General features: G+C 71.8%; 17 protein-coding genes. 12 read left to right on the forward strand and 5 right to left on the reverse strand.

The features are described from left to right. Window positions 1–33 precede the first annotated feature (33 nt). The 3 genes from ACFY1J_RS25900 to ACFY1J_RS25910 all read right to left on the reverse strand — a co-directional run bounded on the left by ACFY1J_RS25900 (window position 34) and on the right by ACFY1J_RS25910 (window position 2,892). Entirely contained in the window at window positions 34–1,341 is a 1,308-nt protein-coding gene (locus ACFY1J_RS25900) for a coenzyme F420-0:L-glutamate ligase (protein WP_390732017.1), read from the reverse strand. Next, on the reverse strand, window positions 1,338–2,321 hold the full coding sequence (gene cofD, locus ACFY1J_RS25905) for a 2-phospho-L-lactate transferase (RefSeq protein ID WP_390732018.1): 984 nt from the start codon (window positions 2,319–2,321) through the stop codon (window positions 1,338–1,340). The genes ACFY1J_RS25900 and cofD overlap by 4 nt, the downstream gene beginning before the upstream one ends. Before the next feature lie 64 nt (window positions 2,322–2,385). Next, complete coding sequence (locus tag ACFY1J_RS25910) at window positions 2,386–2,892, reverse strand: cysteine dioxygenase (RefSeq protein ID WP_390709980.1); 507 nt, start codon at window positions 2,890–2,892, stop codon at window positions 2,386–2,388. A 672-nt stretch (window positions 2,893–3,564) separates the two neighbouring features. Here ACFY1J_RS25910 and ACFY1J_RS25915 point away from each other — a divergent pair. The 3 genes from ACFY1J_RS25915 (at window position 3,565) to ACFY1J_RS25925 (ending at window position 9,197) form a co-directional block, all read left to right on the forward strand. Continuing rightward, the gene (locus ACFY1J_RS25915) at window positions 3,565–3,828 is read left to right on the forward strand and encodes a WhiB family transcriptional regulator (RefSeq protein WP_003975777.1); all 264 of its coding nucleotides are present in this window, start codon (window positions 3,565–3,567) and stop codon (window positions 3,826–3,828) included. 192 nt (window positions 3,829–4,020) lie between these two features. Then, window positions 4,021–7,695: a glycosyltransferase gene (locus tag ACFY1J_RS25920; RefSeq protein ID WP_390709981.1), complete on the forward strand. Its 3,675-nt coding sequence runs from the start codon at window positions 4,021–4,023 to the stop codon at window positions 7,693–7,695. Further along, window positions 7,692–9,197, forward strand: a complete 1,506-nt coding sequence (locus ACFY1J_RS25925) for a DUF5719 family protein (protein ID WP_390732019.1) — start codon at window positions 7,692–7,694, stop codon at window positions 9,195–9,197. Before ACFY1J_RS25920 ends, ACFY1J_RS25925 begins: the two co-directional genes overlap by 4 nt. Window positions 9,198–9,297: 100 nt before the next feature. Here the strand turns inward: ACFY1J_RS25925 and ACFY1J_RS25930 are convergent, their stop codons facing one another. Then, the gene (locus ACFY1J_RS25930; RefSeq protein ID WP_390710013.1) at window positions 9,298–9,750 is read right to left on the reverse strand and encodes a metallopeptidase family protein; all 453 of its coding nucleotides are present in this window, start codon (window positions 9,748–9,750) and stop codon (window positions 9,298–9,300) included. Window positions 9,751–10,056: 306 nt separating this feature from the next. Here ACFY1J_RS25930 and ACFY1J_RS25935 point away from each other — a divergent pair, with 306 nt between their 5' ends. The 8 genes from ACFY1J_RS25935 to ACFY1J_RS25970 all read left to right on the forward strand — a co-directional run bounded on the left by ACFY1J_RS25935 (window position 10,057) and on the right by ACFY1J_RS25970 (window position 18,508). Next, window positions 10,057–10,482 (forward strand): DUF3499 domain-containing protein, encoded by a 426-nt coding sequence (locus tag ACFY1J_RS25935; RefSeq protein ID WP_263209435.1) that lies wholly within the window; start codon window positions 10,057–10,059, stop codon window positions 10,480–10,482. A gap of 163 nt (window positions 10,483–10,645) precedes the next feature. Then, window positions 10,646–12,010 (forward strand): phosphomannomutase/phosphoglucomutase, encoded by a 1,365-nt coding sequence (locus tag ACFY1J_RS25940; protein ID WP_390709983.1) that lies wholly within the window; start codon window positions 10,646–10,648, stop codon window positions 12,008–12,010. 132 nt (window positions 12,011–12,142) lie between these two features. Beyond that, window positions 12,143–12,313: a Trm112 family protein gene (locus ACFY1J_RS25945; RefSeq protein WP_390709984.1), complete on the forward strand. Its 171-nt coding sequence runs from the start codon at window positions 12,143–12,145 to the stop codon at window positions 12,311–12,313. A 133-nt stretch (window positions 12,314–12,446) separates the two neighbouring features. Then, window positions 12,447–13,574, forward strand: a complete 1,128-nt coding sequence (locus ACFY1J_RS25950) for an SIS domain-containing protein (protein WP_390709985.1) — start codon at window positions 12,447–12,449, stop codon at window positions 13,572–13,574. 68 nt (window positions 13,575–13,642) lie between these two features. Continuing rightward, complete coding sequence (gene manA / locus ACFY1J_RS25955) at window positions 13,643–14,794, forward strand: mannose-6-phosphate isomerase, class I (RefSeq protein ID WP_390732020.1); 1,152 nt, start codon at window positions 13,643–13,645, stop codon at window positions 14,792–14,794. Window positions 14,795–14,929: 135 nt separating this feature from the next. Then, the gene (locus tag ACFY1J_RS25960; RefSeq protein ID WP_390709987.1) at window positions 14,930–15,910 is read left to right on the forward strand and encodes a cation diffusion facilitator family transporter; all 981 of its coding nucleotides are present in this window, start codon (window positions 14,930–14,932) and stop codon (window positions 15,908–15,910) included. Between the two features lie 336 nt (window positions 15,911–16,246). Continuing rightward, the gene (gene ahcY, locus ACFY1J_RS25965; RefSeq protein ID WP_390732021.1) at window positions 16,247–17,704 is read left to right on the forward strand and encodes an adenosylhomocysteinase; all 1,458 of its coding nucleotides are present in this window, start codon (window positions 16,247–16,249) and stop codon (window positions 17,702–17,704) included. 189 nt (window positions 17,705–17,893) lie between these two features. Continuing rightward, window positions 17,894–18,508: a hypothetical protein gene (locus ACFY1J_RS25970; RefSeq protein ID WP_390709989.1), complete on the forward strand. Its 615-nt coding sequence runs from the start codon at window positions 17,894–17,896 to the stop codon at window positions 18,506–18,508. A gap of 33 nt (window positions 18,509–18,541) precedes the next feature. Here the strand turns inward: ACFY1J_RS25970 and ACFY1J_RS25975 are convergent, their stop codons facing one another. Further along, entirely contained in the window at window positions 18,542–19,579 is a 1,038-nt protein-coding gene (locus ACFY1J_RS25975) for an RDD family protein (RefSeq protein WP_390709990.1), read from the reverse strand. Window positions 19,580–19,710: 131 nt separating this feature from the next. Between ACFY1J_RS25975 and ACFY1J_RS25980 the strand changes: the two genes are divergently transcribed. Continuing rightward, a complete protein-coding gene (locus ACFY1J_RS25980) occupies window positions 19,711–20,718 on the forward strand; it encodes a stage II sporulation protein M (protein WP_390732022.1) in 1,008 nt (335 codons plus the stop codon). Window positions 20,719–21,193: the final 475 nt, after the last annotated feature.

Raw genomic sequence — 21,193 nt, forward strand, 5'->3', positions numbered from 1 at the left:
GTACGGCCCAGACCGGGCGGTCGTACGGCACGGTCACCGGACGTCGATGAACGCCCCCGCCTCCCGCTCCGGCCGGGGCCGCGGCGCCTCAGCCGGATGTCCGACCGCCACCGCCCCCATGGGGTCCCAGTCCTGCGGAAGCCCGAGCACCTCGCGCACCACGTCCCGGCAGAACATCGTCGACGACACCCAGGCCGAACCGAGCCGCTCCCCGGCCAGCGCGACCAGGAGGTTCTGCACGCCCGCGCCCGTGGCGACCACGAACATCTCCCGCTCGGCCGTGTCCCGCCGCGCGTCGCCGTAGGTGTGCGAGCCGTCCATGACGAGACAGGGCACGACCAGGTAGGGCGCGTTGCGCAGCACGTCCCCGCGCCGCACCCGCTTGGCGATCGACTCCTGCGTCTTGCCGTCCCGCGCGAGGTCGGCGATCCACGCGTCGCGCATGGCGTCGAGCAGCCGGGTCCGGGACTCCTCGGACTCCAGCAGGACGAAGCGCCACGGCGTGGTGTGGTGCGGGGCCGGCGCGGTCACCGCCGCGGCCACCGCCCGCCGTACCGCTCCCGGGTCGACGGGCTCGTCGGTGAAGGCCCGTACGGTACGCCGCTGGGTCACCGCCTCCCGTACCGCCTCGGAGGTGCCGAGCCGGAACATGTCGTCGCGCGCGTCGCGCACCATCGCCCGTGCCCCTTCCTCGTGGTCCCCGCCCACCACGTGCGGCAGCCCGCGCACCACGGCGACCGGCAGGCCGGCCGCCTTGCCCTTGACGAGGTCGCCCGCGGCGGCGAGTTCGTCCGCCGTGGCCACGACCGTGGCGCTGAGCGGATTGCCGTACCCGTCCGTACCCCCACGCAGATCGTCCAGCACGCGCACCCCCGCGGCGCCGATCGCGACGTCCGTCAGCCCCGCGCGCCACGGTCGTCCGAACGTGTCGGTGACCACGACTCCGACGTCGACACCGAGGGCGTCGCGCAGCCCGTCCCGGATCGCCCGCGCGGACGCGTCCGGATCCTCCGGCAGCAACAGCACCGTCCCCGAAGGGGTGTTGGAGGCGTCGACCCCGGCGGCCGCCATGACCAGGCCCTGCCGGTTCTCGACGATCCGCAGCGGCCCGCGCCGGGCCACGACCCGCACGGTCTCGGCGTCGATCACCGCCTCCCGGTCGGCCGCCTCGACTATCCGGCCCTCCGCCTTCGACACGATCTTGGAGGTGACGAGGAGCACATCCCCGTCGAGCAGCCCGGGTTCGGCGGCGGCGATCAGCTTGCCGAGGTCGTCGCCCCGCTGGACCTCGGGAATCCCGCCGACGGCCCAGACCCGGTACTCGGGTGCTTTTTCGCTCAAGCTCCCCGCACCTCCTCGGCCAGCGCCAGTGCCTCCCGGGCCATCTGCGCGGTCGCGTCCGTATCGGTCATCATCAGCGGTACGGCCCGGCAGCGGATGCCCGCCGTCTCGATCCGCTCCACCGAACCGGCGTCCACGGTGTCGACGAGCCAGCCGTCGAGGAGCCCCGAGCCGTAGTGCTCGGCCACCGCCGCCGCGGTGGACTCCACGCCGACCGCCGCGAGCACCTTGTCGGCCATCCCGCGCACGGGCGCGTCCCCGACGATGGGGGAGAGGCCCACCACCGGTACCCCGGCGTCGGCGATCGCTTCCCTGATGCCGGGCACGGCCAGGATCGTGCCGATGGACACGACGGGGTTGGACGGCGGGAAGAGGATCACGTCCGCCTCCGCGATCGCCTCCAGCACCCCGGGCGCGGGCTTCGCCTGCTCGGCCCCGACCGGTACGACCGCCTCCGCCGGGACCGACGCCCGCAGCCGCACCCAGTACTCCTGGAAGTGGACCGCCTTGCGCTCGCCGGAGCCCGCGGCGGAGCCGCTGTCGGGCAGCGTGACCGCGACATGCGTCTCGACGCGGTCGTCGGTCATCGGGATCAGCCGCACGCCCGGCTTCCATCGGTCGCACAGCGCCTCGGTCACCGCGCTCAGCGGATAACCGGCGCTCAGCATCTGCGTCCGCACGATGTGCGTGGCGAAGTCCCGGTCGCCGAGCCCGAACCAGCCCGGCTCGGCCCCGTACGCCGCGAGTTCCTCCTTGAGGTGGAAGGTCTCCTCGGCCCGCCCCCAGCCCTGCTCCTCGTTGATGCCGCCGCCGAGCGTGTACATCACCGTGTCGAGGTCCGGGCAGACCTTGAGCCCGAAGAGGTGGATGTCGTCGCCGGTGTTGCCGATGACCGTGACGTCCGCGTCCGGCACGGCTCGCTTCAGACCGCGCAGGAACCGGGCACCACCGATGCCGCCTGCCAGAACCACAATGCGCATGGGAGCAAGTCTGGCAGGCGGGTACGACAACGCGTCAGGCAGCCGAGTGTCGGCCAGCCGAGCGTCAGGCAGTCACCCGGCGGGGCCGCGCGCCCACCTCGCAGTTCGGGGAGGTGTGCATGGGCATCTCGGTCAGGCCCGGGTAGTAGACGTGCAGGCTGACCGCAGGCTCCAGCGTGTCGTTGACGACCTCGTGCACATACCCCGGCGCGAACACCCGCTGCGCGCCCGACCCCAACGCGCGCGTGCCCCGCTCGGTCCGCTCGGTCAGCGTGCCCTCCAGGACGGTCAGCACGCCGGAGGACCTGCCGTGGTCGTGCAGCCCGCTGCCCTGTCCCGGCACCCAGGACAGCAGCCACACCTCGTAGCCGGGGCCCGTGCGCAGCCGGTGGTACCAGCGCGTCGTGGCGTCGTACCGGACGAGGTGCTCCCACTGGGAGCGGTCGGCGGCGATGGCGCGGGCCAGGCCGACGAACTCGGCGACGGTGGCCGGGTGCTCGCGCGGGGGCTGCAGCAGGTGCGGGACTTCGAGGATGTCGCCGGCGATCTGGAGGTCGTTGTCGCTGTTCATGGGGGTGGGGTGGGTCCTCGGCGGAAGAGTGGGGGCTGGGGTCTCGCGTGCCGTCCGCCCGGGTCACGGACGGAAGGGGTGGCCCTGGATCAGGGGCGGGAAAGGGGACAGCAGCCGAGTCGGGATGGACTCAAGGACAGCCGGAGCGCGTTGGGCTCAACAGCTGGAACAGCAACAACAGCTACAGCGAACGTGGGCAGCACCGCGGGACCCGGCGGTGCGGGTCGAGGTGAGAGCCAAGTTCGCGAGCATGCCCCCAAGGACATCGGTTCACACCCGCACTGTCAACTCGGCGACCGGCATGTGGGACACGTTTCACCTCATCCGGTGCATCTCTGGGGTGAAGGGTTTGTTCTGCGAGACACCCGGACACATGGCGCACAACCGGGCGCACGCGTCTCGTCGGAACGCGATCGAACTCCTGGGCGTCCTTCTCCGTACAAGTGTCTGTGTGGGGTCGGCGTCCCTCCCGGGCCTCGTCTGCATGTCAAGGTTTATGGCGATTTGAACACTTTCCGCATGGCCTTGGTTCCGCAGAGTGAATAACGGGCCCAATAGCAGATCCCGGCTTGACTCGCCCGGAGCAGCACACTTGTAATTTCACTCGTGTCGTTCAGCCGGAATCGGTAACGGCTACATCACGGGGACGCGAAAGACAGACGAGGGGCGCACATGACCGAGCTGGTGCAGCAACTGCTGGTCGACGACGCGGACGAGGAACTCGGCTGGCAGGAGCGCGCACTGTGCGCCCAGACCGACCCCGAGTCCTTCTTCCCCGAGAAGGGCGGCTCGACCAGAGAGGCCAAGAAGGTCTGCCTCGCCTGCGAGGTGCGCTCCGAATGCCTCGAGTACGCCCTGGCCAACGACGAGCGCTTCGGGATCTGGGGCGGTCTGTCCGAGCGGGAGCGCCGCCGGCTGAAGAAGGCCGCCGTCTGAAAAGACCGCACAGATCCTTCACCTGTACACGTCTCGTACGCATCACGAACGGCCCGTCGCCGGTGGGTTATCCACAGGCGGCGGGCCGTCTTCCTGCCCAGCCGATAGTGTGGTCGCTCGTCCGAGACGCCCCGCTGCCCCCTCGGGGCACAGGCGTCCACCGCAGTCCATCGAACCGGGGCCCGTACCTCGATGTCCGTGCACAGCCATACGGCAGCCCAACACGACGCTGCCACCGCAGTGTTTGACCCGGCCCACCAGCCCGAGTCTCCGCGTCATGTGGTGACCGCGGTCCTCGTCTCCCACGACGGCGCCCGCTGGCTGCCCGACGCGCTCACCGGGCTGCTCGGCCAGGAGCGCCCCGTTCAGTACGCGATCGCGGCCGACACCGGCAGCGCGGACGACTCCGCCCGGCTGGTCACCGAAGCCCTCGGCGCCGACCGCGTGCTCCACCTCGCCCGGCGCACCGGCTTCGGCCAGGCCGTCGAGGAGGCCAACCGCAGCGCGCCCGTGCTCACCCCGGACGAGCTGCCGTATCTCAAGCGGCCCAGCGGCTGGGACCCCGTCACGCGCACCTGGCGCGACGACGCCTACGACCTGCCCGAGCTGCCGCACGGGGAGCCGATCCAGTGGCTGTGGCTGCTGCACGACGACTGCGCCCCCGACCCCGACGCCCTCGCCCAGCTGCTGCGCGTCGTCGACAACGAGATGGAGCTGGGCCGCGACGACGTGGCCGTCGTGGGCCCCAAGCTGCGCGGCTGGTACGACCGCCGGCAGCTCCTGGAGGTCGGCGTCACCATCGCCAACTCCGGCCGCCGCTGGACCGGCCTCGACCGCCGCGAACAGGACCAGGGCCAGCACGACCACGTACGGCCCGTGCTGTCGGTGTCCACCGCCGGCATGCTGATCCGGCGCGACGTCTTCGAGGAACTCGGCGGCTTCGACCGCCGGCTGCCCCTGATGCGCGACGACGTGGACCTGTGCTGGCGCGCACACTCGGCCGGACACCGCGTCCTCATCGCCCCCGACGCCGTCGTGCGGCACGCCGAGGCCGCCTCCCGCGAGCGCCGCACCGTCGACTGCCTGGGCCGCACCGCGGCCTCCCCGCACAAGGTCGACAAGGCGGGCGCCGTCTACACCCTCCTCGTCAACACGCGCACGGCGGTGCTGCCCTGGGTGCTGCTGCGTGTGGTGCTCGGCACGTTCGTCAGGACCCTCGCCTATCTCGTCGGCAAGGTCCCCGGACAGGCCGTCGACGAGATCCGCGGCCTCCTGGGCACCCTGCTGCGGCCCGAGCGGATCATCGCCGGACGACGCAGGCGCGGCCGTCCGCAGATCGACAAGGGCGAGCTGCGGCCGCTGTTCCCGCCACCGGGCGCGACCGTGCGGGCCACCGTGGAGCAGGTCGCCGGCGACTTCTTCGGCGGCTCCGACACCGAGACCTCCTCGGCAGGACGGCACGGCGGCGCGGTCGAGTCCGGGCCCGGCGGCGACGACGCCGACTTCCTGGAGATCGAGCAGTTCGCCCGCGTCAAGCGCATCGCCCGCAAGCCCGGTCCGGTGCTCTTCCTGGTGCTGCTGCTCGTCTCGCTCGTCGCCTGCCGCGCGCTCCTGGGCGGCGGCGCGCTCGCGGGCGGCGCCCTGCTGCCGGCCCCGGGCGACTCCGAGGAGCTGTGGTCCCGCTACCTGGACGCCTGGCACCCGGTGGGCGCGGGGGGCACCCCGGCCGCGCCGCCCTACCTCGCCCTCGTCGCGATGCTGGCCTCCACGCTGTTCGGCTCGACCGGCCTTGCGGTCACGGTCCTGCTCGTCGGGTCGGTGCCGCTGGCCGGGTTCACCGCCTACTTCGCCTCCCGTCCGCTCGTCGAGTCCCGCCTCCTGCGCGCCTGGGCGGCCGTCGCCTACGCCTTCCTGCCCGCCGCCACCGGCGCCCTGGCCGGCGGCCGCATCGGCACCGCCGTCCTCGCCGTCCTGCTGCCGCTCCTCGCCCGCGCGGGCACCGCCGCGGCCGGACTGGCCAACTCCTCCGGTGCGCGCGGCAGTTGGCGCGCCACCTGGGCGTACGCGCTGCTGCTGACCATGGCCACCGCCTTCACACCGATCGTGTGGCCGATCGCACTGATCCTGGGCATCGGCGTACTCGCCGTGCGCCGCCGTGACCCCATCGCCCACGGCCTGCGCTTCCTGGTCCAGCTGGGCACCCCGCTGCTGGTCCTCGCGCCCTGGTCGCTGACCCTGCTCCCGTTCGGCTTCTTCAAGGAGGCCGGACTGGAGTACGGCTCCTCGGCCGCCTCCGCCCTCGACCTGCTCGGCGCCAGCCCCGGCGGCCCCGGCACCGTGGACGGGCTGATGCTCCTCGGCATCGTCCTGGCCGCGCTGGCCGCCCTGATGCGCTCCGAGCGACAGCTGGGAATCCGGACGGCCTGGGCGGTCGCGCTGGTGGGCCTCGTCTTCGCGGCCCTGTCCAACAGCTCCACCTGGGCCGGCCCCGCGACCCTCGTCTACGGCCTCGCCCTGCTGGCCGCCGCCGCGCTCGGCGCCGACGGGGCACGCGCACGCGTGGCCGAGCAGAACTTCGGCTGGCGCCAGCCGGTGGCCGCGCTGATCGCGCTCGCCTCGGCCGTGGGCCCGCTGCTCGTCGCCGCCGGCTGGATGATCGGCGGCGCCGACGGTCCCGTGGAGCGACGCGACCCCGTGCAGGTGCCCGCGTTCGTCGCCGAGGAGAGCGGCACCCGCGACCAGGCCCGCACCCTGGTCCTCGACAGCGACTCCACCGCCCGCGTCCGCTACACCCTGGTCCGCGGCTCCGGCGCCCGCATGGGCGACGCCGAACTGGCCGCGGCCGACGGTGAGAACGGCAAGCTCGACAAGGTCGTCGCCAACCTGGTCGCCGGCTCCGGTGCCGACCAGGCGAACCAGCTCGGCGGCTTCGCCGTGCGCTACGTCCTGGTCCACAAGGGCGCGCCCCGCGAGGTCACCCGCGTCCTGGACGCCACGCCCGGCCTGAGCCGGCTCAGCCAGCAGAGCGGCAGCGCGCTGTGGCGCGTCGACCAGCAGGTCTCACGGGCCGCGATCGTGCCCTCCTCGGGCTCGGGCACCGCACAGCCGGTCGCCGCCGGACCCGTCGAGATCCACACCACCATTCCGACCGGCTCCGACGGCCGGGTGCTGCGCCTGGCCGACTCCGCCGCCGAGGGCTGGACCGCCACCCTGGACGGCAGGCCGCTCACCCGCACCACGGTCGACGGCTGGGCCCAGGGCTTCGAACTCCCCTCCACCGGGGGACGGCTGGACGTCAGCTACGACGCACCTGTCGGCCACACCGGCTGGCTGTGGGCCCAGGGCTCACTCGCCGTCGTCCTCGTCGTGCTCGCCCTGCCGGGCCGTCGCCGCGACATCGACGACGACCTCCCCGAGGAGGAGACCGTCCCCGCCCAGCCCGCCGCCGGCGAGGGCCGCCGCGCCCGCCGTCTGCGGGCCCAGGCCGAGGCCGAGGAGGCCGCCGACGCGGACGAGTCCGTCCCCGGCAGCGTGCCTCCTCCTCCGGAGGAGGCTCCCGCCGCCGTCCCGCACCAGCAGTCCTACGGCGACTGGGACGCGTCGGGCTACACGGGCGACGGCTACCCCGCCTACGGCGACCAGTACCAGGGCGCCGGGCAGTACCAGACGGGCGGCTACGACCAGCAGGCGTACCAGGCCGACCCGTACCAGAGCGGCCAGTACGACCCGTACGCCTACGGCGGACAGGGCGGGCAGATGCCGTACGACCCGACGTACCAGCAGGGCTACGACCAGGCCTATGACCCGGAGCAGCCCCACCCCCACGGCACCACCGGCAGCGAGCGCCCCGACGGGAGCCAGCAGTGAAGCGCACCACCCTGTCCCTGATCGCCGGCACCGCCGCGCTGGCCGCCGTCACCGGGTTCGCCGCGCTCAAGACGCCGGACGCGCCCGGCGCGCCGACCGCCCGGGCGGCGGCCCAGCTGCCCGTGGAGCGCACGAGCCTGCTGTGCCCGGCCCCGAGCAGCTCCGACATCGCTGAGACCTCGTACACGTCCTTCACCCCCGTCACGAAGGGCACGGCGAGCGGCGGCAAGGCCGAACTCCGGTCGGCCACGGAGGAGTCGGCGGACGGGACGAGCGGCTCCGCCAAGGGCAAGGACAAGTCGAAGACCGCCAAGCCCGTCCTGACCCCCAAGCAGCCCGGCACCCCGGCCACCAGTGACACCTCCGGCGCCGACTCGCCCGCGCTCATCGGTGCCGCCGACGGGAGGTTCGCGCCGGGCTGGACCGTCCAGGAGACCACCGAGGTCGCCGCGGGCACCGGACGCGGGCTCCAGGGCGTCAACTGCACGGCCCCGGACACGGAGTTCTGGTTCCCCGGTGCCAGCACGGACGCCGCGCGCACCGACTACGTGCACCTCACCAACCCCGACGACGCTCCGGCCGTCGTCGACATCGAGCTCTACGGCAAGGACGGCGCGATCAAGTCCACGGTCGGGGAGGGCATCACGGTCCAGCCGCACTCCAGCGAGCCGGTCCTGCTGTCCACGCTCAGCGACGAGCGGCAGACCAACCTGACCGTGCACGTCAGCGTGCGCAGCGGGCGGGTCGCCGCGGCCGTGCAGGCCCTGGACGACAAGATCGGCGGCGACTGGCTGGCCGCGTCCGCCGACCCGGCGGGCACCCTGGTCCTGCCCGGCATCCCGAAGGACGCCACCGCCGTGCGGCTGATCGCCTTCACCCCCGGCGACGCCGACGCCGACCTGAAGGTCCGCCTCGCTTCTCCCGGCGGCCTGATCACCCCCGCCGGGAACGAGACCCTGCATGTGAAGTCGGGCATGACGTCGGCGCTCGACCTGGGCGACGTCACGCGCGGTGAGGCGGGCTCCCTGGTCCTGACCCCGACGGACAGGTCGGTCCCGGTGGTCGCCGCCCTCCGGGTCACCCGGGGCAAGGGCGACAAGCAGGAGACGGCGTTCATCCCGGCCACCAGCCCGGTCGGCACGCGCGCGACGTCCGCCGACAACAGCGGCAAGGGCACGACGCTGTCCGTCACCGCGCCCACCGCCGCCGCGAGGGTCAAGGTCACGGCCTCGGCGGGCAGCGGTGGCGGCACGCCGGTGACGAAGACGTACACGATCAAGGCGGGCACCACCCAGGACGTCGACGCCCCGGTCCCGGCCGGTCTGAAGGGCACGTACGCGCTGACCGTCGAGCCCCTGTCCGGCGGTCCGGTCTATGCCGCCCGCACCCTGACGGCCACGGCGGAGGGCGTCCCCGGCTTCACCGTGCAGACCCTCCCGGACGACCGGGGGACGGTGGCCGTACCGGAGGCGGACCAGGATCTGTCGGTGCTGCAGAAGTAGTCGGTGCCGCGGAAGCAGCGGTCCTGGGCTCGACCGGGGTTCGCCGGCGTCCGGTCAGCCGGGCGTCCGGTTCGCCGGCGTCCGGCCAACCCCGGCTCGCTCAGTCCTCGCCGTAGCGGGGGTCCACCGTCTCCGGGGTGAGCCCCAGCAGCTCCGCCACCTGCTCCACGACCACCTCGTGCACCAGTGCGGCCCGCTCGTCCCGCCCCTTGGTCCGGATCTCGACCGGCCGCCGGTAGACCACGACCCGGGCCCGGCGACCCTCGCGCGCGGGGATCGTCCCGCCGAGCGGCACCGCGTCGTCGCTCCAGCTCTCGCCGGCCCGCCCGTCCAGCCGGGGCACCTCCAGCACCAGGAAATCGATGTCGGCGAGCTGCGGCCACCGTCGCTCGAGGCGCTCCACGGAGTCCTGCACCAGGTCCGCGAACGCCTCGGCACGGCTCGCCGCCAGCGGCACCTGGGGTGGCGCGATCGGCCCGCGCATGCCCCGACCGTGGCGATCACGACGACGGGGCCCGGGGCCGGCGGCACGGGGCGGTACACGGTTGTCCATCACTGGTGAAGCGTAGTCCCCGCGCGGTCCGGCCGCCCCGCCTCCACGCGGCAAGGGGGCCGCCGACCGGACCGCAACCGGCCACCCGTACGGCTTGTCTCCACATGACCATTCCAGCCAAGGTTGGGCTCGTTTCCGTATCTCTCCAAGACCGTCGAGCTCAAGGCATTTGACGCTGTTTGTGCCTACCCATGACCGGATGGGGACCTGTCCATGACGCCGGAGTGGTCCGTCCCCGCAGGTCAGCAGGGCGTCTGCAGAGGGGTGTGTGGGGCGTCTCACAGCACGACACGGTGGAGTGACCTGGTGGAGAGTCGTCGCGGCCCGCTCAAGAGTGCGGTACCGTCCAACGTCGTGAGCCCTGTACGTCGCTGTTCGCGCACCGCTTGCGGCCGACCTGCCGTCGCGACGCTGACGTACGTCTACGCCGACTCGACCGCGGTCCTCGGCCCGCTCGCCACCTACGCCGAACCCCACTGCTACGACCTGTGCGCCGACCACTCCGAGCGCCTCACCGCCCCGCGCGGCTGGGAGGTCGTACGACTCCTCGACGGCTCCGTACCCGCCCGCCCCACCGGGGACGACCTGGAAGCCCTCGCCAACGCCGTGCGCGAGGCGGCCCGCCCCCAGGAGCGCGCGGCCGAGGCGGGCGGCGCAGGCGCGCGCACGGCGGACCCGATGGAGGTCGCCCGCCGCGGCCATCTGCGGGTGCTGCGCTCCCCGGACAACTGAGCTGCCCGCGCGCGCGTGTTACGCCTACCGGCGTCGCCTCGACGTGCGGTGCGACGGCCTGACCTGAGATTACGTCTGGGGGTCCACTGGGCGTTCCCACATCGGAGCCTTACCCGGGACGGGTAGTTTGGGGCGACCGATGGAACTTTCAGGAGGGTTGGCCGTGGTTGCTGATCTGTCGCAGATCGTGAAGGCGTACGACGTACGCGGGGTGGTCCCGGACCAGTGGGACGAGACGCTGGCCGAACTCTTCGGCGCCGCCTTCGTCCGAGTGACCGCCGCGGACGCGATCGTGATCGGCCACGACATGCGCCCGTCGTCGCCCGGCCTGTCCCGTGCCTTCGCGCGCGGCGCGGCCGCATGCGGCGCGGACGTCACGGAGATCGGCCTCTGCTCGACGGACCAGCTGTACTACGCCTCGGGCGCCCTGAATCTCCCGGGCGCGATGTTCACGGCCTCGCACAACCCGGCGCAGTACAACGGCATCAAGATGTGCCGCGCGGGCGCGGCTCCGGTCGGCCAGGACACCGGCCTCGCCGAGATCCGCGAACTGACCGAGCGATGGCTGGAGTCGGGCGCCCCGGAACCGACCCCGACGCCGGGAACGATCACCCGGCGCGACACGTTGGAGGATTACGCGGCCTACCTCCGCTCCCTCGTCGACCTGACCGCGGTCCGCCCGCTGAAGGTCGTCGTCGACGCGGGCAACGGCATGGGCGGCCACACGGTGCCCACGGTCTTCGCCGGCCTGCCCCTGACCCTCGTCCCGATGTACTTCGAACTGGACGGCACGTTCCCGAACCACGAGGCCAACCCCCTCGACCCCGCCAACATCGTCGACCTCCAAAAGCGCGTCCGCGAGGAGGGCGCCGACCTCGGCATCGCCTTCGACGGCGACGCCGACCGCTGCTTCGTCGTCGACGAGAACGGCGACCCGGTGTCCCCGTCGGCGATCACCGCCCTGGTGGCCGCGCGCGAGCTGGCCAAGAACGGCGGCGCGGGCACGATCATCCACAACCTGATCACGTCGTGGTCCGTCCCCGAGGTGGTCCGGGAGAACGGCGGCACACCGGCCCGCACCCGCGTCGGCCACTCCTTCATCAAGGCCGAGATGGCGCGGACGGGCGCGATCTTCGGCGGTGAGCACTCCGCGCACTACTACTTCAAGGACTTCTGGAACGCCGACACGGGCATGCTCGCGGCCCTCCACGTCCTCGCGGCCCTCGGCGGCCAGGACGGCCCCCTGTCCGCCCTCGTCTCCCAGTACGACCGCTACGCCGGCTCCGGGGAGATCAACTCCACGGTCGACGACCAGGCCTCCCGCATCGCCGCGATCCGCTCCGCGTACGAGGGGCGCGACGACATCACCCTCGACGGCCTCGACGGCCTCACCGTCTCCGCCGCCGACTGGTGGTTCAACGTCCGCCCCTCCAACACCGAGCCGCTGCTCCGCCTGAACGCCGAGGCCCGCGACGAGGCGACGATGGCCAAGGTGAGGGACGAGGCGCTGGCGATCATCAGGGGCTGACCTCGGCGATCTTCCCGCCGGTCGGGCCGGGGGAGGGGGTTGGCGAATCCAACCCACTCCGCCCGGCGCCTCACGGCGGTACCCTGACCAGGCACATCAGTGCACATCCGCACCTGCCCGAAGGGACACCCCATGCCGCTCGAAGCCGGCCTCCTGGAGATCCTCGCCTGCCCGGCCTGCCACGCCCCGCTGCAGGAGCAGGACAGCGAGCTGATCTGCACCGGTCAGGACTGCGGCCTGGCGTACCCCGTGCGTGACGGCATCCCCGTCCTCCTGGTGGACGAGGCCCGCCGCCCGGCGTGACGCCGAGGGCCCGCCATAGCCACGGGCCCCGCCACCGCCCACAGCCAGGCCCCGCGCGCAGACACCCGCGCACGCGCCCCTCATACAGACGAGCCGCCCCTCTCAGGACCCCGGCGACCGGAGGCTGCCGCCCATGCTCGACGAATCGCTGCTCGACACCCCGGAGGGCCTCGCCGAGGCCGACCAACGAGGCCTTCTGCGCGGCGCCGCGGAGGCAGGCGCCCGCGTCCGCACCGCGGCCCGGCACGCCGTCGAGGCGGGCATCAACGAACTCAAGCCGGACGGCCGTCCCCGCGCCGTCCTGATCGCCGGCCCCGGCGCCGCCGCCACCCATGCGGCCGACCTCCTCGGCACACTCGCCGGCGCGGGCAGCCCCGTCACCCGTCTGGCCCCCACCGGCGTCGCCCCCGCGGCCGGCGCCCTGCGCTGGGAACTCCCCGGCTGGGCCGGCTCCGTCGACCTGCTCCTGATCGCCACCCCGGACGGCACCGAACCCAGCCTCTCGCTGCTCGCCGAGCAGGCCTACCGCCGCGGCTGCTCGGTCGCCGCCGTCGCCCCCGCCCAGACCCCGCTCCACGAGGCGGTCACCGGCGCGCACGGCATGTTCGTCCCGATGGCCACAGCGCCGTACGACCACGACGAACCCCTCGCCGCGTCCTCCCCGGGCGTCCTGTGGGCCCTGCTCACCCCGCTGCTCGCCCTCCTCGACCGCATCGGCCTGCTCAGCGCCCCGCCCGAGGCCCTGGAACAGGTCGCCGACCGGCTCGACCACATCGCCGAGCGCTGCGGCCCGGCCATCGCCACCTACAGCAACCCCGCCAAGACCCTCGCCGCCGAACTCGCCGACACGCTCCCGGTCATCTGGACGGAGGGCGCCTCGGCCGGCGCCGCGGGCCGCCGTTTCTCCGCCGAACTCGCCGAACTCGCCGGACAGCCAGCCCTCGTCGAGGAACTCCCCGAGGCACTCGCCGCGCACAGCGCCCTGCTCGCCGGCCCCCTGGCCGCCGAAGCAGACCCCGACGACTTCTTCCGGGACCGCGTGGCAGAGGCCCCGGCGCTGCACGCGCGCGTGGTGCTGCTCCGCGACCGCCCGATCGGCGGCCTCACCGCCGCCCCGGCCGCCCGTGACCTGGCGCTCAGCCATGACACGCCGATCAGCGAGCTGGAACCGGAGCCGGGTGACGAAATCGAGACCCTCGCGGAACTGATCGCCGTCACGGATTTCGCCGCCGTTTACCTGGCGCTCGCTTCAAGGGCCTGATCTTGACCCCGAAGCCCTGACCGCCGTACGCGCGAAGACCCCTGAGCAGAGAAGAAACAGAGACGTTGATGGACCGCCTCGACAACACCGTCCGCCCCTACGCCTGGGGTTCCACCACCGCCATCCCGAAGCTGCTCGGCGTGGAGCCGACCGGCGAACCACAGGCGGAGATGTGGATGGGCGCGCACCCGGGCGCACCCTCGCGCACCGCGCGCGGCACGCTCGTCGAGGTCATCGACGCGAACCCGGAGAAGGAGCTCGGTCCGCGCGCGGTCGCGAAGTTCGGCCCGCGCCTGCCCTTCCTGCTGAAGATCCTCGCGGCCGGTGCCCCGCTCTCCCTCCAGGTGCACCCGAACCTGGATCAGGCCAAGGAGGGGTACGCCGACGAGGAGCGCCGGGGAGTCCCGGTGGACGCCCCGCACCGCAACTACAAGGACGCCAACCACAAGCCCGAACTGATCTGCGCGCTCACCGAGTTCGACGGCCTGTGCGGTTTCCGCGACCCGCTGCGGGCGGCCGAGCTGCTCGACGGCCTCGGCGTCGACTCCCTCAAGCCGTACGTCGACCTGCTGCACGCCCACCCCGAGGAGGCGGCGCTGCGCGAGGTGCTCACCGCGATCCTCACCGCCGACCCCGAGGAGATGGCCCACACGGTCGACGAGACCACGGCCGCCTGCTCCCGCCTCGGCGGCGACTACGCGCCCTACGCCGACCTCGCCCACCACTACCCGGGCGACCCGGGCGTCATCGCCGCGATGCTGCTCAACCATGTCCGGCTCCAGCCCGGCGAGGCCCTCTTCCTCGGCGCCGGCATCCCGCACGCCTACCTGAGCGGCCTCGGCGTCGAGATCATGGCCAACTCCGACAACGTCCTGCGCTGCGGCCTGACCCCCAAGCACGTCGACGTCCCCGAACTCCTGCGCATCGTCCGCTTCGAGCCGCGCGACGCCGGCGTCCTGCGCCCGGAGGCGGCCCCCGACGGCGAGGAGGTCTACGAGACCCCCATCGACGAGTTCCGGCTGTCCCGCTACGTCCTTCCCGAAGCCGGCACCGCCCATGCCCTCACCCTCCCGACTCCGCAGATCCTGCTCTGCACGGCCGGTTCCGTACGGGTGGGCGAGCACGAACTGGGCCCGGGCCAGTCGGTCTTCGTGGCGGCGGGCGAAGAGGCCGAGGCGTCCGGGACGGGCACCGTATTCCGGGCCACTGTGATTGTCTGACCGCACCTGTGGATACCTGACGCGCCGCCGGTGGACAGGGCTGCAAGAATGGCCCACCGGCAAAGGACGGGCAAAGGCGAAGGGCAGGGCCCTGGCCGGCGCAGACGGACGAAGGCGAAGGGACAACGCGGACACATGAGCGCGTCAGGCGGCACCAGGGCGATCGTGGCGGCACTCGGCGCCAACCTCGCGATCGCGGCATCGAAGTTCGTGGCGTTCGCGTTCAGCGGTTCGTCGTCGATGCTCGCCGAGGGCGTGCACTCGATGGCCGACTCCGGCAACCAGTTCCTGCTGCTCATCGGCGGCAAGAAGGCCCAGCGCGAGGCGACCCCCCAGCACCCCTTCGGCTACGGCCGCGAACGCTACATCTACGCCTTCCTGGTCTCGATCGTCCTCTTCTCCGTCGGCGGCATGTTCGCCATCTACGAGGGCTACGAGAAGATCAGCCACCCGCACGAGGTCCAGCACTGGTACTGGCCGGTGGGCGTCCTCGTCTTCGCGATCATCGCCGAGGGCTTCTCCTTCCGCACGGCCATCAAGGAGTCCAACGAACTGCGCGGCAGGCTCTCCTGGTCGCAGTTCATCCGCCGCGCCAAGGCCCCCGAGCTGCCGGTCGTCCTCCTGGAGGACTTCGGCGCGCTGATCGGTCTGGTCCTCGCCCTCGGCGGTGTCGGCCTCGCGCTGCTCACCGGCGACGGCGTCTGGGACGGCATCGGCACCGTCTGCATCGGCGTCCTGCTCGTCCTGATCGCCCTCGTCCTGGCCGCCGAGACCAAGTCCCTGCTGCTCGGCGAGGCCGCGGGCCTCGACGTGGTCAAGCAGATCGAGTCCGCGATGGTCGACGGCGACTCGGTCACCGGCATCATCCACATGCGCACGCTCCACCTCGGCCCCGAGGAACTGCTGATCGCCGCCAAGATCGGTGTCCGGCACGACGACACGGCCGCCGAGGTCGCGGGCGCGATCGACGCCGCCGAGGCCCGTATCCGCGCCGCCGTCCCGATCGCCCGCGTGATCTACCTCGAGCCCGACATCTACAGCGAGGCCGCGGCAGCCAAGGGCCCGGACCCCAAGGCGACCCCGGGCGGCCCGACGCCGCACGCGGCCGGTCACTGAGCTCGTCGCGCAGTCGACAGTCGCCCGTCGGACACCTTCACGTCGTGCCGCGCGGGCCGCTCCGGCCGCCGATCACATCCAGAGATCGGCGCGATGTGTTCGAAGGCGGACTGGGGACGGCGGGGCCCTCCGGTGTAGCTTGGGACGGAGCCAGACGTCGCTGCTGATGGCGGTCGGGCGGTCCCGTAGCGGACCGACCGAGGGAGAGAGGGCCTCCGACGGACTGCGCTGCGCGCACGTGGGCATGCCTGTGTCCTCCTTTTCGGGCACCCCTGTGTCCGCCGCCGCGCAGACCAGCCGTAACCACCTCGACCCAACCCCGAGGAGCAGCTCGCAATGACGACTGTCGACAACCGACAGGACTTCAAGGTCGCCGACCTCTCCCTGGCCGAGTTCGGCCGCAAGGAGATCACCCTCGCCGAGCACGAGATGCCGGGCCTGATGGCGATCCGCAAGGAGTACGCCGAGGCGCAGCCCCTCGCCGGCGCCCGTGTCACCGGCTCCCTGCACATGACCGTCCAGACCGCCGTGCTCATCGAGACCCTGGTCGCCCTGGGCGCCCAGGTCCGCTGGGCCTCCTGCAACATCTTCTCCACCCAGGACCACGCCGCGGCCGCCATCGCCGTCGGTCCGAACGGCACGCCCGACAACCCGCAGGGCGTCCCGGTCTTCGCGTGGAAGGGCGAGACCCTCCAGGAGTACTGGTGGTGCACGGAGCAGGCGCTGACCTGGCCGGACAGCCCCACCGGCGGCCCGAACATGATCCTGGACGACGGCGGTGACGCCACCCTCCTCGTCCACAAGGGCGTCGAGTACGAGAAGGACGGCAAGGTCCCCGCCGTGGAGACCGCCGAGTCCGACGAGCACCGCGTCATCCTCCAGCTGCTCCACCGCACCCTGGGCGAGAACCCCCAGAAGTGGACCCAGCTGTCCTCCGAGATCCGTGGTGTGACGGAAGAGACCACGACGGGCGTGCACCGCCTGTACGAGATGCAGCGCGACGGCGTCCTGCTGTTCCCGGCGATCAACGTCAACGACGCGGTGACGAAGTCGAAGTTCGACAACAAGTACGGCTGCCGCCACTCCCTGATCGACGGCATCAACCGCGCCACGGACGTGCTGATCGGCGGCAAGACCGCGGTCGTGTGCGGGTACGGCGACGTGGGCAAGGGCTGCGCGGAGTCGCTGCGCGGCCAGGGCGCCCGGGTGATCGTCACCGAGATCGACCCGATCTGCGCGCTGCAGGCGGCGATGGACGGCTACCAGGTCACCACCCTGGACGAGGTCGTCGACAAGGCCGACATCTTCATCACCACGACCGGCAACAAGGACATCATCATGGCCGCGGACATGGCCAAGATGAAGCACCAGGCCATCGTGGGCAACATCGGCCACTTCGACAACGAGATCGACATGGCCGGCCTGGCCAAGATCCCGGGCATCGTCAAGGACGAGGTCAAGCCGCAGGTCCACACCTGGACCTTCCCCGACGGCAAGGTGATCATCGTGCTGTCCGAGGGCCGTCTGCTGAACCTCGGCAACGCCACCGGTCACCCCTCGTTCGTGATGTCCAACTCGTTCGCGGACCAGACCCTGGCCCAGATCGAGCTGTTCACCAAGCAGGCCGAGTACCCGACCGGCGTGTACACGCTGCCCAAGCACCTCGACGAGAAGGTCGCCCGCCTCCACCTGGACGCCCTCGGCGTCAAGCTGACCGTGCTGCGCCCGGAGCAGGCCGCGTACATCGGCGTGGAGGTCGACGGACCGTACAAGTCGGACCACTACCGCTACTGAGTCCGCGGTCCCGCTCGCCGGAGGAGCCCGTCCGTGCACTGACGCGCTCCTCCTGGCGGCAGGTCCTTCGAGGCAGGCCCCCGCACCCCCGTGCCGGGGGCCTGCCCCTTTGGCCGGCCGGCCGTCACACCGGCCGGAGCGGCCCGTCGAGGTGACCGGACCACCAGCCCGTCAAGACCCAGGACCCCCATGCCCCGCGGCCGTTATTCGCTTCACGATCCGCACGATCACACTCTCCTCGCGGAAGAGCACTTCCAGTGCGCGCCCGGCCCCTCCGGCTGGCGCTATGTGTCCCAGCTGACCACCCCGTCGGGCGACCACAGCGGCTCCGTCGACCTCACCCTCGACGACCTCGGCCGCCCCATCCGCCTCGAACTCCACGCGGCAGGCTGGCAGGTGCGCGGCGCCGCCCTGGACGGCGTCACGTGGGTCCGAACCGACCCCACCGGCACCCAAGCCACCGAAGGCAATGTGCGCGCCCACGCCTTCACCGGCACGTCCCCCGCGTTCCTGGTCGCCACCACCCGTCTCCTGCGCCTCACCCCTTCCTCCACCGCGACCCGCGTACGCCTCGTGGCCTTCACGGACCCGGTCCTCGCCCCACGAACCGTCGACCAGTCCTGGGCCCTGGTGAACAGCGAAACACACGCCACTGACAACGGCCCTCTGACCGTGGACGAATACCAGGTCACAGCCCTGGACACGGGTGAGCGGCACACCGTGCACATCGCGGGCGACGTGGTCCTCGCGGCGCCCGGCATCGAGCTGGAGGACCTGCAGTCGCCGCCGTCACTGTTCGGCTGACGGGGACGAGGCGCCGCAGCGGCTCGGCGCGAGCTATGCCGGTGGTACGAACCCGGTGGCCGGGCGGTCGGCAGGCGCCCGGTCCTGTTGGGCCGCGGGCCGGTCGACAGGAGCCGGAGAGGCCGGAGAGGCCGCAGAGACGTAACCGCTGGGAACACCGGCGGCAGGCGGGAAACCGTTGGGCGGGAAACCGTGAGGAGCGCCTCCCACGGCAGCCGCCGCACCCGCGGCAGGCGTTCCACCAGGGACGGGTGCCCCGCTCGGGAGGGGCACGCCCCCCACGACCGGCATGCCTCCCGCAAACGGCGCCCCCGCGGCCGGACCGCCCCCGAATGCCCGACGGGCCTCGCGTGCCTGCCGCTCGTTCATCACCGCCGCCAGATAGGCCGCCGGCGGCACACCCTGCGGCGCCGGAGTCCCCGTGCGAGCCGCAAGCTCGGAGGCGAGCCGCTCCGCCATGGTCCAGGAGACCTGCGGATCGAGCTGCTGCATACGCGTCAGGTACTGACGGACGGCAAGCCACAGACCGTCGGGCACCGCCGACAGGTCGACCTCCGAAAAGCGCCCCACCAGCCAGGGCGGCGGCGGAGGAACGAAGCCGGTCTGCCCGACGGGCACCCGTTCCCGTACGACCAACGTGCCCGCGAACACATCCCCGAGCCGTCGCCCGCGCGCCGACACGAGCGACGCGATACAGGCGACGACCCCGAAGGTCAGCAGGATCTCCACCACGCCGATGGCGCCCCGCACCAGTGCGTGCCGGAAGCGGATGGGCCCGCCGTCGTCCCGCACCACGCGCAGTCCGCACGCCATCTTCCCCAGCGACCGACCATGGCTCAGCGTCTCCACCGCGATGGGCCCGCCCACCAGCACCAGCAGGAATGTCGCGATCGAGAGCGCGATCTGGGCCGCCTCGTCCAAGGACGCCGTCGACGCCACCAGCACCAAGGCCACGGCTATATACACGGCCATGGCCACGACCAGGTCGAGCAATATCGCCAGCGCCCTGCTGGGCAGCCTCGCGGGGCGCAACTCCAGCGCCACCGCCTCGCCCGTCACCAGCTCACTCACGCCCGCCGTCCTTCCCCTGGTCTGCCCCGAGAACCGCAAGTCTGCCAAGCTGAGGGCGCATCGCGCCCCAGTACGACAAGCTGACAGCCCTGATCAGCAGTCGACGAGCAGCCGAGGAGCAGGCAGACCCGATGGACCTGGACGTCTTCGTCTCCGCCCACCGAGCCGAGTGGGACCGCCTCGACGCCCTGCTCAAGCGCCAGCGCCGCCTCTCCGGCGTGGAGGCCGACGAACTCGTCGCTCTGTACCAGCGCACCGCAACCCATCTTTCCCTGATCCAGTCCGCCGCCCCCGACCCGCAGCTCACGGGCCGGCTCAGTCAACTCGTGGCACGCGCGCGCAGCGCCGTGACGGGAACCCGCCGCGCTTCTTGGCGCGACGTCACGCGTTTCCTGGGGTACGGCTTTCCCGCCGCGGTCTATCGGTCGCGCCACTGGTGGGTACCGACCGCGCTGGTGTCCACCGCCATCGCCATTCTCCTGGGCTGGTGGATAGGCACGCACCCGGAGGTGCAGTCGTCCATAGCGGCCCCGAACCAGCTGCGCGAGCTCACCCGGCCGGGCGGCGAGTACGAGACGTACTACTCGAGCCACCCGGCCGCCTCCTTCGCGGCCCAGGTGTGGACGAACAACGCCCAGGCCGCAGCGATGTGCCTGGTCCTGGGCGTCTTCCTCGGTCTGCCGGTCCTCTGGATCCTCTTCGAGAACATGCTCAACCTGGGCGTCGGCTTCGGCCTCATGTCGTCGGCCGGCCGACTCGACACGTTCCTGGGCCTGGTCCTCCCACACGGCCTGCTTGAACTCACGGCTGTCTTCGTGGCCGCCGGCACGGGACTGCGCCTCGGCTGGACCGTGATCGACCCGGGTCCCCGCACTCGTCGCACCGCTCTTGCCGAAGAGGGCCGGGCCGCCGTGGCCATGGCGATCGGCCTCGCCCTGGTCCTCTTCGTCTCCGGTGCCATCGAAGGCTTCGTCACCCCCTCGGGCCTGCCCACCTGGGCTCGCATCGGCATCGGAGTCGTCGCTGAGCTGGCCTTCCTCGCATACGTCTTTGTCCTGGGCGGCCGTGCCGCACGCGCCGGCGAAACGGGCGACCTCGAGGAGGCCGAGCGCAGCTCGACCGTTCCAACGGCCGCCTGATGTGCATGCACGGGTCCTGAGCTGCTAGTCTCCTCTTCGCCCCACAGGAGCCGTTGACACGGAGCATGCGGGGAGGTAGATTCAAACAGTTGCCTAGAGGGCTGCACAGGCAGTCCCGGTGGCGTCTTTGAATCTATCTGCTTCTTGTGGAGTCACAATTCCGAGAAGCACCCCTCCGATTACTCAGAAATGAGCAGCCGGTTTCAGACCGGCTCGAAAGTTCTGATAAAGTCGGAACCGCCGGAAAGGGAAACGCGAGAGCGAGAACCTGGAAAGCACCGAGGAAATCGGGTCGAGAAAAGATCTGATAGAGTCGGAAACGCAAGACCGAAGGGAAGCGCCCGGAGGAAAGCCCGAGAGGGTGAGTACAAAGGAAGCGTCCGTTCCTTGAGAACTCAACAGCGTGCCAAAAGTCAACGCCAGATATGTTGATACCCCGTCTACCAGATTGTTCTGGTGGCGAGGTTCCTTTGAA

The sequence above is a fragment of the Streptomyces sp. NPDC001406 genome, from assembly GCF_042895285.1.
Taxonomy (GTDB): Bacteria; Actinomycetota; Actinomycetes; order Streptomycetales; family Streptomycetaceae; genus Streptomyces.

What these genes read in the sequence shown, in the direction of transcription:
- cofD (WP_390732018.1), bottom strand. Translation starts at nt 2,321, where the DNA reads ATGCGCATTGTGGTTCTGGCAGGCGGCATCGGTGGTGCCCGGTTCCTG.
- ACFY1J_RS25910 (WP_390709980.1), bottom strand. Translation starts at nt 2,892, where the DNA reads ATGAACAGCGACAACGACCTCCAGATCGCCGGCGACATCCTCGAAGTC.
- ACFY1J_RS25915 (WP_003975777.1), top strand. Translation starts at nt 3,565, where the DNA reads ATGACCGAGCTGGTGCAGCAACTGCTGGTCGACGACGCGGACGAGGAA.
- ACFY1J_RS25920 (WP_390709981.1), top strand. Translation starts at nt 4,021, where the DNA reads ATGTCCGTGCACAGCCATACGGCAGCCCAACACGACGCTGCCACCGCA.
- ACFY1J_RS25930 (WP_390710013.1), bottom strand. Translation starts at nt 9,750, where the DNA reads ATGGACAACCGTGTACCGCCCCGTGCCGCCGGCCCCGGGCCCCGTCGT.
- ACFY1J_RS25945 (WP_390709984.1), top strand. Translation starts at nt 12,143, where the DNA reads ATGCCGCTCGAAGCCGGCCTCCTGGAGATCCTCGCCTGCCCGGCCTGC.
- ACFY1J_RS25950 (WP_390709985.1), top strand. Translation starts at nt 12,447, where the DNA reads ATGCTCGACGAATCGCTGCTCGACACCCCGGAGGGCCTCGCCGAGGCC.
- manA (WP_390732020.1), top strand. Translation starts at nt 13,643, where the DNA reads ATGGACCGCCTCGACAACACCGTCCGCCCCTACGCCTGGGGTTCCACC.
- ACFY1J_RS25960 (WP_390709987.1), top strand. Translation starts at nt 14,930, where the DNA reads ATGAGCGCGTCAGGCGGCACCAGGGCGATCGTGGCGGCACTCGGCGCC.
- ahcY (WP_390732021.1), top strand. Translation starts at nt 16,247, where the DNA reads ATGACGACTGTCGACAACCGACAGGACTTCAAGGTCGCCGACCTCTCC.
- ACFY1J_RS25970 (WP_390709989.1), top strand. Translation starts at nt 17,894, where the DNA reads ATGCCCCGCGGCCGTTATTCGCTTCACGATCCGCACGATCACACTCTC.
- ACFY1J_RS25980 (WP_390732022.1), top strand. Translation starts at nt 19,711, where the DNA reads ATGGACCTGGACGTCTTCGTCTCCGCCCACCGAGCCGAGTGGGACCGC.